The organism is Carboxylicivirga mesophila (genome assembly GCF_018271975.1).
GTDB lineage: Bacteria > Bacteroidota > Bacteroidia > Bacteroidales > Marinilabiliaceae > Carboxylicivirga > Carboxylicivirga mesophila.
The window spans coordinates 100,436-117,981 of sequence record NZ_JAGUCN010000010.1; the positions used below are offsets into that span (position 1 = coordinate 100,436).

13 protein-coding genes are annotated in these 17,546 nt (G+C 41.7%); 9 read left to right on the plus strand and 4 right to left on the minus strand.

Annotated elements, in window-relative coordinates; genetic code table 11:
• Nucleotides 1-85 precede the first annotated feature (85 nt).
• Complete coding sequence (locus tag KEM09_RS10255) at nucleotides 86-1,510, plus strand: sulfatase (protein WP_244824950.1); 1,425 nt, start codon at nucleotides 86-88, stop codon at nucleotides 1,508-1,510.
• 7 nt (nucleotides 1,511-1,517) lie between these two features.
• Nucleotides 1,518-2,945, plus strand: a complete 1,428-nt coding sequence (locus KEM09_RS10260; protein ID WP_212228079.1) for a sulfatase family protein — start codon at nucleotides 1,518-1,520, stop codon at nucleotides 2,943-2,945.
• Between the two features lie 67 nt (nucleotides 2,946-3,012).
• Here KEM09_RS10260 and KEM09_RS10265 read toward each other — a convergent pair whose 3' ends face one another.
• Entirely contained in the window at nucleotides 3,013-4,896 is a 1,884-nt protein-coding gene (locus tag KEM09_RS10265; RefSeq protein ID WP_212228081.1) for a sensor histidine kinase, read from the minus strand.
• Nucleotides 4,897-5,775: 879 nt separating this feature from the next.
• Between KEM09_RS10265 and KEM09_RS10270 the strand changes: the two genes are divergently transcribed.
• The 4 genes from KEM09_RS10270 (at nucleotide 5,776) to KEM09_RS10285 (ending at nucleotide 8,102) form a co-directional block, all read left to right on the plus strand.
• Nucleotides 5,776-6,357, plus strand: coding sequence for an HD domain-containing protein (locus tag KEM09_RS10270; RefSeq protein ID WP_212228082.1), 582 nt, complete (start codon nucleotides 5,776-5,778; stop codon nucleotides 6,355-6,357).
• 40 nt (nucleotides 6,358-6,397) lie between these two features.
• Nucleotides 6,398-6,778: a hypothetical protein gene (locus KEM09_RS10275; protein WP_212228083.1), complete on the plus strand. Its 381-nt coding sequence runs from the start codon at nucleotides 6,398-6,400 to the stop codon at nucleotides 6,776-6,778.
• Between the two features lie 154 nt (nucleotides 6,779-6,932).
• On the plus strand, nucleotides 6,933-7,232 hold the full coding sequence (locus KEM09_RS10280) for a hypothetical protein (RefSeq protein WP_212228084.1): 300 nt from the start codon (nucleotides 6,933-6,935) through the stop codon (nucleotides 7,230-7,232).
• A gap of 117 nt (nucleotides 7,233-7,349) precedes the next feature.
• Nucleotides 7,350-8,102, plus strand: a complete 753-nt coding sequence (locus tag KEM09_RS10285; protein WP_212228085.1) for an SDR family oxidoreductase — start codon at nucleotides 7,350-7,352, stop codon at nucleotides 8,100-8,102.
• A 1,007-nt stretch (nucleotides 8,103-9,109) separates the two neighbouring features.
• On the opposite strand, the gene pepF is transcribed toward KEM09_RS10285, so the two are convergent.
• The gene (gene pepF, locus KEM09_RS10290) at nucleotides 9,110-10,984 is read right to left on the minus strand and encodes an oligoendopeptidase F (RefSeq protein ID WP_212228086.1); all 1,875 of its coding nucleotides are present in this window, start codon (nucleotides 10,982-10,984) and stop codon (nucleotides 9,110-9,112) included.
• Between the two features lie 398 nt (nucleotides 10,985-11,382).
• Between pepF and KEM09_RS10295 the strand changes: the two genes are divergently transcribed.
• On the plus strand, nucleotides 11,383-12,687 hold the full coding sequence (locus KEM09_RS10295; RefSeq protein WP_212228087.1) for a carboxypeptidase-like regulatory domain-containing protein: 1,305 nt from the start codon (nucleotides 11,383-11,385) through the stop codon (nucleotides 12,685-12,687).
• Nucleotides 12,688-12,735: 48 nt separating this feature from the next.
• On the opposite strand, the gene KEM09_RS10300 is transcribed toward KEM09_RS10295, so the two are convergent.
• Complete coding sequence (locus tag KEM09_RS10300) at nucleotides 12,736-14,112, minus strand: MATE family efflux transporter (protein WP_212228089.1); 1,377 nt, start codon at nucleotides 14,110-14,112, stop codon at nucleotides 12,736-12,738.
• Between the two features lie 206 nt (nucleotides 14,113-14,318).
• On the opposite strand from KEM09_RS10300, the gene KEM09_RS10305 reads away from it, so the two are divergent.
• The gene (locus tag KEM09_RS10305; protein WP_212228091.1) at nucleotides 14,319-15,764 is read left to right on the plus strand and encodes a hypothetical protein; all 1,446 of its coding nucleotides are present in this window, start codon (nucleotides 14,319-14,321) and stop codon (nucleotides 15,762-15,764) included.
• Nucleotides 15,765-15,766: 2 nt separating this feature from the next.
• Here the strand turns inward: KEM09_RS10305 and KEM09_RS10310 are convergent, their stop codons facing one another.
• Nucleotides 15,767-16,291, minus strand: coding sequence for a hypothetical protein (locus tag KEM09_RS10310; RefSeq protein WP_212228092.1), 525 nt, complete (start codon nucleotides 16,289-16,291; stop codon nucleotides 15,767-15,769).
• Between the two features lie 91 nt (nucleotides 16,292-16,382).
• Between KEM09_RS10310 and KEM09_RS10315 the strand changes: the two genes are divergently transcribed.
• The gene (locus tag KEM09_RS10315) at nucleotides 16,383-17,546 is read left to right on the plus strand and encodes an Lnb N-terminal periplasmic domain-containing protein (protein ID WP_212228094.1); all 1,164 of its coding nucleotides are present in this window, start codon (nucleotides 16,383-16,385) and stop codon (nucleotides 17,544-17,546) included.

Below are 17,546 nucleotides of genomic sequence, written 5' to 3' on the forward strand. Positions count from 1 at the left end.
ATTAGTATGTGAGAATGGATCTGTCTCCCTCGGGTTGCAACAGCACGAGGGAGACAATTTAGCTGAAAAAAGAAATAAATAGAACATGCAATTAAAAACGTTTGTAGTCCTTGCATCACTGTTGGTTTTAACAACATTCAATAGTTATAGTGCTATAAAGCCGAAATCAGCAAGTAAGCCTAATATTCTCTTAATCCTTGTGGACGATTTAGGTTGGCAGGATGTGAGTTATCGTGGTTCCAACTATTTTGAAACAAAGCATATTGACCGCCTGGCTGAAACCGGTGTCATGTTCAATAACGCCTATGCACCCGCAGCCAATTGTGCGCCAAGCAGGGCCTGCATCATCTCTGGTCAAAACACACCAAGGCACGGGATATACACTGTTGGTTCCTCGGAAAGGGGCAAGTCCATCAACAGGAAGCTCATACCAGTCGTGAATAGTACTGTATTAGCTGACAGTGTAGTAACGATAGCCGAAAAACTGAAGTCAGCGGGTTATAACACTGCTTCAATGGGCAAGTGGCATTTAGGGGAAGATCCTTGTTCGCAGGGGTTTGATCTGAATATTGGCGGTTCGCATGCCGGTCACCCTAAGTCTTACTTCAGTCCATATAAGAATGCTGCTTTGAAAGATGGCCCTGATGGTGAGTATCTGACTGACCGGCTGACAAGTGAAGCCATTGATTTTATCAAAAGCAGCGCTACAGAAAGTGAACAACCATTTTTCCTCTATTTGCCCTACTATACGGTCCATACACCTCTGCAAGCAAAGGCTGAGCTGATTAAAAAATATGAGCAAAAGTCAGGATGCATAGGGCGCAATGATGCTATTTATGGCGCCATGGTGGAATCCATGGATGATAATGTTGGGCGACTGCTTGCTTGTCTCGATGATTGTGGTATTTCAGAAAACACCCTGGTTGTATTTTTCTCAGATAATGGAGGTATCGCTAATATCTCGTCACAATACCCTGCCAGGGCAGGGAAAGGCTCATACTACGAAGGAGGTATCAGGGAGCCACTTATTATGCGATGGCCATCCGTTTTCCCTTCTGGTAAAGTGATAGACCAGCAAGTGTCAGGCCTGGATTTTTACCCGACATTTATGGCTATTGCGGGTGTCAAACCGGATACTAAGCAGATATTGGATGGCGAATCACTGGTGAAATTGATCACAAAAGATAAAGACTTGAAACGTAAGGCGCTCTTTTTTCATTTTCCCATTTATTTGCAGGCCATTAATCCTGAAACGGATCAGGCACGAGATCCTTATTTTCGGACAACACCTGGTTCAGTCGTTATAAAGGGAGACTGGAAGTTACACGTCTACTACGAAGACAATGAGAGGGAGTTGTACAATCTGAAAGATGATCCGGGAGAAAGTACCAACCTGGTGAATACATATCCTGAGGTGGCTGAAGCCTTGAATAAACAACTGGTTGATTGGCTTAATGAGACTGATGCTCCTGTGCCAACCACTCTTAATCCCGAATATCAAAAAAAGTAAACAGACGATGAACAGAATAAAATATGTATTGCTGGCAAGTGTCATGATAAGCTTGACAAGCCTGTCGGTGTTTGGCAATGAGCCAGTCAGACAACCTAATATCATCCATATTTTAGCGGATGATGTGGGTTACGATGATTTAAGCTGTTTTGGCTCCAAAGACATCTCAACACCCAATCTGGATGAGCTGGCGGCCAAAGGCATGAAATTCACCAGTTTTTATGCACCACATGGCACCTGTACACCTTCACGGGCTGCTTTGTTAACCGGCCGATACGCGCCAAGAATTAATGAGGGAAAGGGCTTGTTTGTGTTGTTCCCTCACTCGAAGCATGGCCTGGAGGATGAAATGGAGACGACCATTGCAGAGTTGTTGAAGGCTCAAGGCTACACCACCGGTTTATACGGTAAGTGGCATTTGGGGCATCTGCCACAATATTTGCCTTGCGTGCACGGTTTTGATGAATTTCTGGGTATTCCTTACCCGAATGATCATGGACCGGAACGGATTGGTAATAGTGGCTGGCGGCCCAATGGTGTAAGCGATCCGGCTATTCCGCTTATTGAGCAGGCTCAGATTATCAAGCGATGCGACAATAATGATTTGGCCGAGCTACCGGCTTTGTTTACCCGTGAAGCGTGTAAATTTATATATCGTGCCGTGAAGGAACAGGATAAACCGTTTTACCTGCAATATGCCAATATCGAAACCCATACGCCATGGTTTGTACCCAAGGGCTTTGAAGGTCGAAGTAAAGCAGCTGCCTATGGCGATGCTGTGGAGTACCTGGATACATCGGTGGGCATCATCATGAATACTTTGAAGCGCCTGGGCATCGAAGACAATACGATCATCGTGTTTTCGTCAGATAATGGTCCGCTGGTGCACCGCGATGAGGAACTGGAGAATTGCTATGGCAAATTTGGTTTTACCAATCCTGAGCGTAAGCATTTACTGCGCGAAGGCAAATACCAGGAGCGATACGATGGAGGCATTCGTGTATCCTGCATCATGACATGGCCGGGAAATATTCCTGCCGGAGCGACCTGTGATGAGCCAATTGCCGCTATGGATTTGTTTACCACAATGGCACGCATAGCAGGCGCAGATGTGCCTGATGACCGCGTGATCGATGGCAAAAATATCCTGCCATTGATGAAGGGAGTAAAGAGTGCAAAATCGCCTCATAAAGCTATATACGGCTTCAGGGCAACCGGTGGTTTGATGAGTGTGCGATATAAAAACTGGAAATTAATACTGCCTGGTAAACACTGGACAGGAGAACTAACAACACCTCATTTATATGATTTATCATCTGATATTGGGGAAACCATAAACGTGGCAGAGCAGCATCCTGATGTTGTAAAAACTATCATGCGTTTGGCCGATGATGCCAATAAAGCCATTGAAAGTAATCAGCCAATTGAGCAGTAAATAAAATTGCTTTTCATAGGATTAGTAAGCTCCCCTGGTATTTTGGATAGAATGTCAGGGGCGTTTTTTATACAGGCAATGAGAAATAGAACACCGAGCCTTTACCTGGTTCACTTTCCAGCCATATTCGGCCATTAAGCAGTTCAACCACTTTTTTTGAGATGGCCAAACCAAGGCCCGCACCTTCATTAATGGAGCTCGAATTGCTGGCTTGCCAGAAAGGTTTAAAAATTGACTCCTGGTCTTTTTTATCGATGCCAATACCTGTGTCAGACACAAACAGTACTATTTCTTTGGCTGTTTTTGTAAACCCTACTTCAATGGTTCCTTTTTGAGTGTACTTAATGGCATTGGAAATAAGGTTGTTTAATATTCGTCGTACCAATAATTCATCAGAAACAATAAAGGTTTCAGGATGAGAAGAGTCGGTCCGGTTGATGAGTTGGATATTGCTTTTTAAACCATAAGAAAAGAGCTTGATGCCATCTTCAATGATATGGTTAACTGAGAATTTGCCAGGTGACGGTTTTGTAACGCCTGAATCCATTTTGGCTACTTCAATAATATTGTTGAGGATAGCCAGCAGGTGATGACCATTCTCAACAATAAGGTTAGCAAAGGGGCTGAGCTCTTTATTGTCAATGAGTTCGGCATGTAGCAATTGTGCAAAGCCCATGATGCTGTTCATTGGGGTGCGCACTTCATGGCTGATATTGGCCATAAATGCTTTGGTCAGCTTCTCACTTTCTGATGCCTTTTCAATGGCGGTGTTCAATTCAATATTGATGCTTTTTAGCTGGCTTTTCTCTTTTTCCAAATCAGCATTGGCGGTGTTCAGGTGCTTTATCACCAGCGATAGCTGCTTCTGCATGCTGGCAAACTCTTTGGCCAGCTGACCTATTTCATCGTTGCGATTAACCAGTTTTTCTTTTACCGTAACATCCAGTTTTGAGTGTGCCAACTGGCTGGACAGCTGCGTGAGGTGTACGATTGGCCTTGAAATGTTACGGGCCAGCCACGATGCAACTATTAGGGTCAATATCAGCATAATGATGGTGAGCCATACGGTATTATACCCAATAACATCTAATATTTCCAGCAGGTCGCTTTGGGGTATAATCATCACCACCTTATAATCGGCAGCACCAACGGGCATGGTAGCCAGCTCATATTTTTCATTGCTGAAATGCACCTCGCGTATAATCTGTTCTCCCAGGCTGTTTAATATACTATCCACCACATAGGTTTCAAACAGACCCGACAGGCTGGTGTTAATCTCCGCGGTATTCTCTGATAGCAGTATCTTACCTTTACTGTCAATTAACCATAGCAGGGTATTGGACGATGGTTTGTTTTGTTCAAACTGTTTGATAAGAATACTCGGATCAATACCTACACCAGCTACGCCTATCGGTTGATGGGTATCACCCATAATCACATTCACAAACAGCATGGATTGTTTTAGCACATTATTATAGTCGAAGTTGAGTGTGCTTTTGCGCGTATGGCGCAGTGTTTCAAAAAACCAGCTGTCATCGGGGTCTTCCTCAGAAACCACATCGAGCAATCGAAAGTCTTCGCACCAATACTCATTGGTGGTATTACTTACTGCAAAAACAGACGGATAACCCAGGTTTTTATGCAGAAAGTCTAACTTCTGTAGGGCAATTTGCTTAGTTTCGGGACTATCATCCATTCCACTAAACCACTGAATGAAGGCGGGATCATCGGCAATGGTAGCTGATGTTTCAATGGCTTTTTCCAGTATAATCAGCAGGTTGCTTTGATGGGCTTTCAGGTCGGTGATTAGCTCGTTTTTATAAACATCGTCCATGATAGAAGCACGCACCGCATAATAATGCACCCAGCCCAGTGCCATTACCGTGAGCATCACAAATAAGCCCATAGTAAGGGCCAGATTATTCTTTATGGATTTAGGATGGTACTTCAAAATAATGGTGATTTGGCGTAACTAATTCCTTAGCGAATATGCAGAATAATATTTGTTTACGCAACGGAAGTTAATTAAATGATGGTATGGGCCAAAGACAGGGATTGTGCTTTAAACTATAGATGGATTAAATTCCCTCTTTTGTCCACTAATTTCATGACTACAATAACTTTAAATCCTCATAGTGAAACATTTTGCGTTAATTGATGCAGTTAGTCGATTAAAAAACTTAATGTTGCGTTAAGCGCTAAATATTTTTTTATAACCACAGATGACACGGATTATCACAAATTGTTCCGCAAAGCGGAACTAAAAATCTGTTTAATCAGATATTGCTGTGGCTAAAATAGCATGTAATATCTAATACTAGTTTTACAGGTAATACCCCGGGGCTTATTAATAGGACAATCGCATTTAAAATATTTTCAAGTTCTTAGTAATTTGTTTCCGACTTAGGTTTCGCAGCTTGGGCCCCATTGGTTGAAGTTGATGCAAAGAAATAAAGCTGTTTGAGCGTAGTGAGTTCTTTATTTCTCATCAACAAGGCCTTGATTGGTAAGTGAGAAACCCGTCGGCGGTTTTCTTTGTTTCCTTTCTTCAACTGAAGGAAGAAAGGAAAGACTTGTCCCGTGTCAAAACGGGAGCCATAGCGGCTTGAGCTAACACAATGGAAATATTACCGTTAAATGCAATTTGCCTGGACTTATATATAGATTTTAACCGTACACCAATGTTTTTTATTATCTTATACCGTTTAAATATTAAAATGCGCTGGTATAATGCCGATACATATTCATAGTGTTTTTAGGAGTGAAACGAACTAAAGGCGCATTTTGAATAGTTATCGGTATTAAACGACCATTCAAACACATCAGAACTATGACAACAATTCCAACCAGAGAACAGGCGCTTGAATTATTTCGCACCTATAATCAAACCGATAGTTTGTATCGCCATGGCTTGGCTGTTGAAGCCGTGATGCGCCATTTTGCAGGGCTATATGGCGAAGATGAAGAGAAATGGGGGATAATAGGGCTGGTGCATGATCTCGACTATGAAATGTATCCGGATGCGCATTGCCTTAAAACAGAAGAGATATTGAAGCAAGCCAACTGGCCCGATGATTATATCCGTGCCATCTTAAGTCACGCCTGGGGTATCTGTACCGATGTAGAGCCATTACATACCATGGAAAAGGTACTGTATGCCTGCGATGAGCTGAGCGGATTGGTAACCACAGCTGTATTGGTGCGGCCCGATAAGAGTATTCACACCTTAAGCGTTAAATCAGTTAAGAAGCGTTGGAAAGATAAGCGTTTTGCAGCTAAGGTTGACCGGGGGATTATTACCAAAGGCGCCGAACTATTAAATATGCCAATTGAGGAGCTGATTGACGAAACAATCAAAGGCATGCAGCAGGTAGCTGCTGAATTGGGTTTGAATGGTGTGGAGCAGGAATAGTATATTATACCACGCTTGCACTGTGTAAAATGTCTTAGACATGATAAGTATAGAAAATAAGCACTTCATTAAAATAATATTCGGAATAATTGTAGGAGCAATTGTGATGGCATTTTATGTTATTTTTAAATATAATCAAGACTGGCAGAGCTATGATGAACTTAGCTATCAGCAAAGATTTGAAGGGGAAGTAACTAAAGTGTTTATAGGGGATGATACTTATATACAATTAAGTAGTGGCTCGAAGTTGAAGTTACCAACATTAATTAATGACGACTATTATCCTGAAAGCATAGGTAGCTTTTTAAAAAATGGCGATTCTATTTCTAAAAAAGCATATTCTGATTCAATATTTATTCTTCGAGACAGTAAGGTATACTTCTTTGCTATTGATAATAATGACGAATTTACTGGACTCTAGCCCAGCCCCCGTGCTAATCCATCGCGTGGAATAGTGGACTAAAATGAAGGAATTTAAGCAAATAATTCAACCTAATATTATGAGTTCCAAGGCCGGCCTATACTTTTTTCTATTTGTCATTTTTCTAATTGGATTAAGTTATTTAGGAGTACGAATGATGAATAATATTACTGAAGAAACATTAGAAAAGTTTCCTTTAGTTAAGAACAATGAAGCTATTAATCTAAGGGTTAAAGCAAGTGATGAATACAAAGGAACCACATTGGTTCATACTATAAAAGGTGATTCATTGAGTATCATGGCTTATGAATGGGGCCCAACTTCGTACAACCCTCTTGTCGAGTTTCTGGAATGTGGTGATTCAATATTCAGAAAGGCCTACTCTGATACGCTTTACTTATATAAGAAGAAAGATGGAGTGGTAATGGAATTTCAAGTACAGTGCTTTGAATAATATAACAAAATCCTCTGTTGAGGCATATATTATAATTTGTGCTGTTTTCGTAAAGTACTGGCATGGATTACAATTCCGTGTAAACTGTGAATAGCATTGAACAATAAAATTGAACCAATGACACATAACTTTCCAAATAGAATTGTATTAGTAACAGGTGCTGGCTCTGGTATAGGGCGAGAGATAGCCAGGAGTTATGCCCGTTGCCAGGCAACAGTTTTGGTGGTGGATAAATCTGGGCAGATGGCCGCGAATACGGCTGATATGATCCATCAGGATGGGGGAGTAGCAGCGGTATATCAGGCGGATATTAGTGTGGCAAATGAAATTGTGAACCTATTTGAAAGCTTAAAGAATCAATATGGTTGTCTTGATATATTAATCAATAATGCCGGTGTTACCAGCTTTAAATCACCTTATGAAATAACTGTGTATGAATGGGACAGTGTGATTAACACAAATTTGCGAGGTGCCTTTTTATGTGCACGCGAAGCTGCTAAGCTGATGCGGCCAAATAAAAGAGGTGCCATTGTAAACATTGCTTCCACAAGGGCTTTGATGTCGGAGCACAACAGTGAAGCCTATGCAGCGTCTAAAGGTGGTATTATTGCCCTGACTCATGCTTTGGCGGCTTCAATGGCAACAGATAACATACAGGTTAACTGTATTAGTCCGGGGTGGATAGAAACAGGTGATTACGCTCAACTGCGCGCTAAAGATCATACACAGCACTTTTCAGGACGGGTAGGCCGGCCGGCTGATATTGCCAGGGCCTGTATGTATCTCACACAACCAGACAATAACTTTATAAATGGCACTAACCTGGTGATAGACGGTGGTATGACCCGCAAAATGATGTATGAGGAGTGATGGTAAAGTACGCCGCTCCCGGAGTAATCCTTTCGCGAGGTTTAGTAAAGTACAAATGATTTAACAACAAAAGCGGCTCTATTTTTAGGGTAGCATTTGTTATATTTGATGCTATGAGCCCATCGCTAAGCGAAGTCTGTCACTTCCCCGCCGCTAGCGCAGATTTGAAATCTGTGCTATGGAAGAAAATGGCTTCCTGGATGTTTTGGTTATAAAACTGTAGCATGTATTCAAATCCGCGCCAGCGGCGGGTATTATAAAACAGCTAAAGATAATACATCTGTAAGTTATGATTATTGGGAATATGTATTAAACAAACCTTTGAGAATGAGTGAAAAAATGCCACTGCAAAAAAATGAATAGTAGAAGTAAGAAATATCTTGGAATAGGTTTCATTATCTTAATATCAATTATAATGATAGATTTGCTATTGGGAGATGCTCCATCAAGGTTAATGGGACGCTCTCCTGAACAGGTTACAATTTCCTATGTGCTCAGTAATTTTCATATTTATATTTTTAGAGCTATCATATTCACAGGGTTTGTTGCTATGATATCTAGTAAATTTGATAAGTGAGATAGAGAGGAAATCAGATCACCCCGTTCCTTATAGGAACTAAATAATGTAAATCGTTTGGCGTAGCGTCTCGCTACATCATAATCAACAAGGCCTCCGGCCTATATAGTAACACAAAGCCACGTTAGGGATAGCCTGGCTTTTGTTATGGATTGATAGAGCATACAAAGTGCGCTTGGTAACCATTTTTATTACACAAAAAAAACGATGCTTATCGATCTTAAAAACCGATAGTTATCGGTTTCTGCATGGATAGTTATCCGTTTTAAGGGCTGTTGGATTTGAGAGAAATCAAAGGCGAGGGCCAACAACCAAATAGGCTACAAAAAAGAAAACCTGTCAGGATTTTAAATCCCGACAGGTTTTAAATTGTATTAGAAGTAGTCTTTAATCTTGTGTCTATCGTTTCGATACTATAATAAAGACTTGCTTATTTCTTCTTGTTCAAAATAGCTTCAATCTCGTTCATGATGCCGTTCATGGCTTCAATAGCCTTATCAAACGGTTCTGATGAAGTCATGTCCACACCGGCTTTCTTTAAAAGCTCAATAGGATAGTCTGAGCCACCTGATGACAAGAACTCGATGTAACGCTTGGTGGCTTCTTTATCACCTTCCAGCACTTTGGCTGCTAAAGCCTGTGAGGCCACAAAAGAAGTACTGTACTGGTACACATAAAAGTTCATGTAGAAGTGAGGAATGGCAGCCCATTCAACTGCAATATTATCTTCAACAGTACACACACCCTTGTCGTGTCCGTAGTATTTGCGGGTAATATCGCCATACATCTGTGTTAACACTTTACCGGTTAAAGGCGTACCTTTTTCAGCTGCTTCATGTATAGCCAGTTCAAACTCGGCAAATTGTGTCTGACGAAACAAGGTGCCTTTGAAACCATCGAGCATGCTCATTAATAAGGACAGACGTAAATCATCGTCTTTCAGCTTTTTCTGCATCATGTCGTTCAGCAACACCTCGTTGAAAGTAGAGGCTACCTCAGCCACGAAAGTGGCATAATCGGCTGTAGCAAAAGGCTGTGTTTTATTTGAGAAATAGCTGTGCATGGTATGTCCCAGCTCGTGAGTAAGTGTGCTCACCTCGTTATACTGGTCGGTGTAGTTCATCAGGATATAAGGATGCACATCGTAAGCACCACCGTTTGAATAGGCACCGCTGCGCTTACCGGGGTTAGGATACACATCAATCCAACGGCTGTTGAATGCTTTATCAACCACTTCTACATATTCCTTACCAAGTGGCTTTAATGATTTTAGGATAAGCTCCTGTGCCTCCTCGTAAGAGTATTTCAGTTCCACACCTTTCACGGTTGGTGCATACATATCTGAGTACATCAGCTCATCAACACCCAGCATACGCTTCTTAAGCGCCAGGTAGCGGTGGAAAGTCTCCAGATTATTATTCACATTCGCAACCAGCGACTTGTATACTTCAACCGGAATATTATTGGGCTTAACGGCAGCTTCTAAAGCCGAATTGTAGTTACGGGCTTTGGCACGGAAAACGTTTACTTTAACCTGACCGTTCAGCATCTCACCGAAGGTGCCTTCGTATTTCAGGTAGTTGTCCCAGTATACTTTAGTGGCTTCCTGGCGCAGCTCACGGTCGGCCGATGAGCGGGCAACGCTAAAGCTGGCTGGTGTCAGTTCGGTTTCTTTACCATCCATCATAATGCTGGCGCGTGGCATTTCGGCATTGCTGAATACACTGAATGCTGCATTAGCGGTACCGGTGATCATACCTGTTTTAGCCATTACAGCTTCTTCCAGTTCCGACAGGGTGTGCATCTTCATGCGGTACACATCCATCAGTCCCATCTCATAGATTTTTAGTTTCGGTTCCTCACTGATAAACTGCTTCATGGTGGCTTCAGGGATGGCAGCCAGCTCAGGTGTTACAAACGAGGCCTTCTGGCCATAGTCGATAAATACCTGGCGGATTTCCTTCACGCGACCCATGTTATCTGCATCGCGCAGGTCAACATCCGATTTAAGTGAAGCATAAATGTAAAGGCGGTAACCTTCCTTCATCAGTTGTTCTGAATATTGCATGTAATCCAACAGGCTGGCGGCAGATGTGCCCAACAGGCCTTTATAGCTGCTCACCTTTTCCATTTCTTTAGCCAGCTTATCTTTGGCAGCCGACCAGGCCTGGTCACTTTCATACAAATCAGTGAAATTCCATTTGTATTTGTCTTCAATCTCAGAGCGCTCTTTTTGAGCAAAAGAAGTCATTACAGTCAATAGCATTAAGGCCAGTGACAGCAGTTTGGTAGATACTTTCTTCATGGTTTAATCGTTGTGTGTTAATTATTAGTGCCGCAAAATAAGGAAAGTAAATGAGAAGCACATGTGTTTTGGGGGCTTATTGGCGATATGAAAAGATGATTATCATCAATTATGAAGAGCTGCCAGATGCTTGTTGTTAGCATTTTCCGTGATGCTAATTAAAAGGCTAATTGCTTATGGCTGATAACGAATCTCATGGTGCTCTAGATTAAAACGTTATTTTTCTTCTATCTTCATTCCTCTGACTACTATCTACTGACCACTGACTTATTTCTTCTGCCTTCTGCCTTCAAAACTTCTGCCTGATAAAAAAAAATGAACTTTCGATAAGGGTATGGAAGTTTATGAGCTGTCCTTATGATGACAATGCAATAAATAAACAATTAAACCTAAATATCATGAAAGCAAATAGTCAATCAATTGGATTAAGCACACGTTTCTTTTGGATTTTGATGGCAGGAATGCTCTCCATCTCTTTTATGGCCCAGGGAGTGGTAAAAAAAGAGAAGCGGGTTTTTGAAGAAGGCACCTATAAAGAAATCAAAGGAAAAGTTGTGGATGCAAACAGTGGCGACGACCTGGTATTTGCCAACGTAACCATTGAAGGAACGAACATTGCAACAGTTACTAACTCCGAAGGTAGTTTTGCACTAAAAGTGCCTAATGAAATGCTGAATAAGAATATGACCTTCTCATACATCGGCTATGAAAAAAAATCAGTACCTATTGCATCTCTTAAAGACGACAAGAACAAGATTAAGCTGGAATTACTAACGGTGTCATTGGATGCCATTACAGTGTTTCCCAAGGATCCTAACCTACTCATTGAGGCAGTTTTGAATCATCGAAAAGACAACTACTCGCAGGATGAGAATAAAATGACTGCTTTTTACCGCGAAACAATTCGTAAGCGCCGCAACTATGCATCTTTATCAGAAGCTGTAGTGGAAGTATACAAGCAAGGTTATTCGAACCATAAGGACGATGCAGTGAAGCTGCTGAAAGGACGTAAGAGCGTTGATTACAGCAAGCTGGATACGGTATTGTTCAAATTGCAGGGTGGCCCATATTCAACACTGATGCTGGATATTATGAAGAGTCCGTATATGATTTTACGATACGACTTACTTGACCAGTATGATTTTGAGATTGCCAATATCACCCGTCAGGACGATCGTATATTGTATATCTTAAATTTCAAGCAGAAAGACTGGGTACCTGAACCATTGTTCTATGGCAGCTTATACATCGACTCTGAAACCATGGCTATTGTAAGTGCTTCTTACAATGTTAATACGGAGGATAAAAGAGCAGTAGGTGAGATGTTTATCAAGCGTAAGCCTGCCGGTGCCGATGTTTATCCAACAAAAGCTTCTTATCTGGTGACCTACCGCGAGAAAGATGGTAAATGGATTTATGGTTACTCGCGTGGTGAGATAACATTTAAAGTGGATTGGAAGAAAAAGTGGTTTAATACCGTTTACCATACCGGTATTGAAATGGCTATTACCGATTGGGAAAGAACAAGTGAGAAAGCCTTTAAAGGTACAGAGCGTTTGAAGAAAAGTGTGGTAATGAGCGATACTGAAATGGGCTTTGCTGATGCTGATTTCTGGGGAGCCTATAATGTAATTGAACCAGAAAAGTCAATCGAGTCGGCTATTAAAAAGATTCAGAAGAATATCGAAAAGCTGGATAACTAGCATTAAAACCAATACATCATATATCAAGCTGGTAGTCCCTGGTGACTATCAGCTTTCTTTTTGCCCAAATGCAATGGCCCTGTTAAGGCGCTTAAGCTCGTAAATTAGAAATACTGATGTAATCAGCGCCGATACGGTATCGGCAATTGGTCCGGCCAGCCAAACACCATCAAGGCCAATGTGCTTGGGCAATATTAACAATACAGGTACCAGCACAATCACTTGGCGAAGCAAAGAGATTAGGGCTGCCAAACCGGCTTTTCCGGTCGACTGAAAGTAGTTACCGGTAATAATCTGAAATCCAACCAGTGGCAGGGCCAGCAAAAAGAGTCTTAACCCACGTGTGCCTATATCAAGCAGCTCCTGGCTGTTGTTATTAAAGGCTTTAATAATGGTGCGCGGAAATAATTCGCTCAAGGCAAATCCCAGTATAGAGATGATGGTGGCAAATATCAGTCCTATAACCAATGTTTCTTTCACTCGGCGGTAGTTTTTAGCCCCGTAATTGAAACCTATGATGGGTTGAGCGGCCATATTAATGGCAATAACGGTCATTACCAATAGCATGGCCACGCTCATGATCACACCCATGGCACCAACCGCCAGATCGCCCCCATATTTTACCAGCTGCACATTAAAAGTACCAAACACCAGGCTGGAGGCCATTTGCATTGAGAATGGAGCAAAGCCAATGGAGATGATGTACCAGATAATCTCATTGTTGAGCTTAAAGTTTCGCACTCTAAGCCGTATGACCGAACGCCGGCTTCTGAAATGCGCAATGACCCATATACATAAAGCCAGCTGCGATAGAATAGTGGCATAGGCGGCTCCTGCCACACCCATGTTAAGGCCAAAAATAAATATCGGATCCAGTATCAGATTTAAGCCGGCACTGATGAGCATCGATATCATGGCTACCTTTGCACTGCCCTCAGAGCGTATCAGATTATTCAGCGAGTAGCCAACAATATTAAATACCGATCCAAATAATATGATGTTAAGATATTCATTGGCATAGTCGAAGGTTTCGTCATTAACACCAAAAAAGCGAAGCAATGGATCTTTAATTGTAAATCCCAGAAACATGATAAACAAAGCAACAATCACCATGAGTACAAAGGCGTTGCCAAGCACTTTCTCGGCCCGGTCGAAATCTTTTTTGCCAAGGTTTAGGGACACCCTCACGCCAGCCCCCATGCCTATCAGCATACCAAACGCCATCATAATAACCATGATGGGAAATACAGCACTTAGACCCGATAAAGCCATAGCTCCTACACCATGCCCGATAAAAATGCGGTCGACAATGTTATAAAGAGAGTTGATGATGACACCCGCAAAGGCTGGCAAAAAATACCTCCAAAGGAGCTTTGGTATCTTCTCAAATTCCAGCTCTTTTACATTTTGTGCCTGTTTCGACATGAATAAAGTTTCTGTTGTGCGGCACAAAAGTAACAAAAGCTATTCAACGGCTCGGTCATTTCATGCTTTTTGTCAGTTTTTATCATTTATTGCAAGAAATTAAACCTTAGCGCTACGATTATCTGATAGCGTGTTTAACTTTGAAATATGTTTTTCTCATTATAAATGGCTAATTTGTTATTTGTTTAATCACTATACCCCATCCTATGAGAGTCAGATTGCTGATCATTTTAAGTGTCATTTTGGGTAGCGTTAGTGCCCAGGATGCCCATTACTGGACTGAACAATACGGAACACGCTCCATGCTTCTGAGCAACTCGGTGTATGGTAGTGTTGAGGATTTAGGCGCTGTTTATTACAATCCGGCCCGCTTGAGTTTTATCGAAGAAAATGCCTTTTTGATTAGTGGTAAAGTGTATCAGCTCAGCTCATATGCCTTTGATACAAATAGTAATGGCGATCGCACGTCACCTAAAAGGCAGTCGTCTTTTGGTGGTGCGCCCAGTTTGCTGGCTGGTACCTACCGCGTTAAAGGGTGGGATAAGCACTCTTTTGCCTACTCATTTTTAGGGCGTCGTAATATGGATATCAGCCTTACGGAAAGCAGCAGTACTTATGGAGATGTGCTACCTATCATTCCTGGAGAAGAATATTTTAGTGGTGATGTTTACCTGCAAAAGAAGTTCAATGAAGAATGGTTTGGTCTCAGCTGGTCATTTGCCCCCAACGAACGATTTAGTATAGGTGTTTCCAACTTTTTAACCGTTCGTAAGCAGAATGCTCTGGATGAAACGCAGATATATGCTTATACCGAAGCACAGGATGTTGAATCTTATAAAAACAATAATAGCTATAGTTTTTCGCATGCTGGTTTGTTGTGGAAAATTGGCATGGCATGGAATCTCGACCCGATAATCTGCGGGATTACAATTACAACGCCAACAGTTTCTCTATCGGGTAATGGCTCCTTTAACTACGACTACATTTATACAGGTATCAATGAGGCTAACCCTATATATGAGCGCAACAAGCAAAATGATTTAGATATGACCTATAAAACTCCCTTTTCGATAGCAGGTGGGGTGGGAGTAAACATTGAGCGAAGTTCAATACATGCCAGTGCCGAGTATTTTGGGGCGGTGAGTGAATATACGCTGATGACCAGTGAGCCGTTTACAGGTCAGAGTACCAATACAGAATATCAGGCAGTATTGGTTGATAAGCTGAAACCGGTGCTCAACTTTGGCATTGGTTATAATTTTGTTTTTAGCGATGCTGTTTATGGATATATCAGTTATTCAACAGATTTTTCCGCAGCTTCGGCAACAATTAACGAAGGAGAAATATTCAGGGCTAAAACCTACGCGTCTACATTTAAGAGTAATATTAACCATTTTGGCGGTGGGGTGGTGATGCACCTCAAAAGAGCAGATATTACTTTTGGTGCTTCGCTGGCAACAACTGACTACCGTATTAAGCGCTCGCTGGTATTTCCAGAAGATGGCGGTTCCGGTATTTTTGATCCAGATGCCTACACCGATGTTCATTGGAATCGTTGGCGTTTCATCGTCGGGGTATCTATACCTTTCTTAAATGATTTTGCTAAAAAGTGGGAGGATAAACTGCTGAATAATGGCGATAAGGCCAATTAATATCAGGCGATCGCTTCTAAAATTTTCTTAGCCCTGTTGACTTCTCCTTTACTGCCGTACGGGAGCAGATTCTCGAGCACGGCTTTGAGTTCGGGAATGAGTTCCGGATAGGTGGTGGTCAAATTATAAATGATTTGCATACAATGGGCTTTCACGGCTATGGGTGTTTCCTCAGTCTGTAGCCAGGTAAAACAGCAATCGAGCAAATTACCATCAGCTTTTTCGCTAATATCGTGCTGGGTAAGTATTCTCAGGTAATGCCGCCTGATGCTTTGATTAGTAAGCTGTGGGGTGCGTTCCAAAATCAGCTCCAGATAGTCATCCAGTACATGCACATCTATGTCATGAGCCAGGTCAAGCAGGTATGCAGAACGCCAGGCGATTTTACCATCTGCATGTTCGTTTAATTCAAAAAGAATTTGAATATCATGTGATGATTGGTATAGTTCCTTAGCCAGGCTTTTAAATGAATCGCCTGCCCATTCGCCATCAATCAGTGATATTAGTTCTTCTTTTCGTTTATGCATAGCACAAAGATACAGCCCTTGCGCAATAATCGATTGCAGCAAGATGTTTTTTGGCAATGATAATTTTATATCTTCGACAAAAAAATAGAAAATGCGTTACCTCCTTATACTCTCTTTACTGCTGGGTTTTACTTTTCATACGTCTGCCACACAGCAGTTGTCAAACGAAGCCAGTATCTCATTATTAACCTGCTCGCCTGGCGATCAGCTCTATTCGTTGTTTGGGCATAGTGCTATCAGAGTGAATGATCCGGTTACCGGATACGATCAGGTATTTAACTATGGTACTTTTGACTTTGATACACCAAATTTCTACCTCAAGTTTGCAAAGGGCGATCTAAACTATTGGCTTACCTATTATAGTTTTGAGCGTTTTAAAAGAGCCTATGCCTATTATGGACAAAGCGTAGTTGAGAATAAGTTAAACCTGAGCAACAAGGAGAAGCAAAAACTGTTTGATGCCCTTTTGTTAAATGCACAGGAAGAAAACCGCTATTATCGCTATGATTTCTTATTCGATAACTGTGCTTCGCGCATCCGTGATATTATAGAAGCTAATGTTGATGGAACGCTAACTTATGATTCCAAAGAGGTGCAATCATATAGCTATCGCGAAATGTTGCACCTTTACAATGGTGCATATCCCTGGATTAGCAACGGCCTTGACATTATTCTTGGCCTTAAAACAGACGATAATGCCAGCCAGTTTAACCAAATGTTTTTACCTGATTATTTGCAGCAGCATTTGGCAGCAGCCAGCATCAGTAATGAAGATGCCAAATCGTTATTAGGACCCGATATACCTGTAATAACCATTAAAACAACTGTTGCACCTGGTAGATTTGGACCTGCACAGGTATTTTGGTTCCTGTTTATCCTTTCAGTGTTTATTGCTTACACCGAGCTAAAGCGGAAAAAGCCATTGGTATTCCTTAATCGGCTGATTTTATTGCTGACAGGTATCGTTGGAGCATTAATTTTCTTTCTCTGGTTTCTTTCAAGGCACAGTGTAACAGGTGAAAACTTCAACATGCTGTGGGCTATGCCGTTTAATTTGTTTGTAGCATTTTTTGCTTCATGGTTTTACAAGTCAAAGGTATTTAAGCTATACCTGGCATTGCTGGTAGTATGTGCAGCTATTCCTGTTGTGTTCTTTTGGATGATACCGCAATACGTGCCTGTTATTGTGTACCCTTTATGTCTTCTGCTAATTAGCCGGTATGCTACCTGGCTATATCTCTTAACAAGGCGTTAA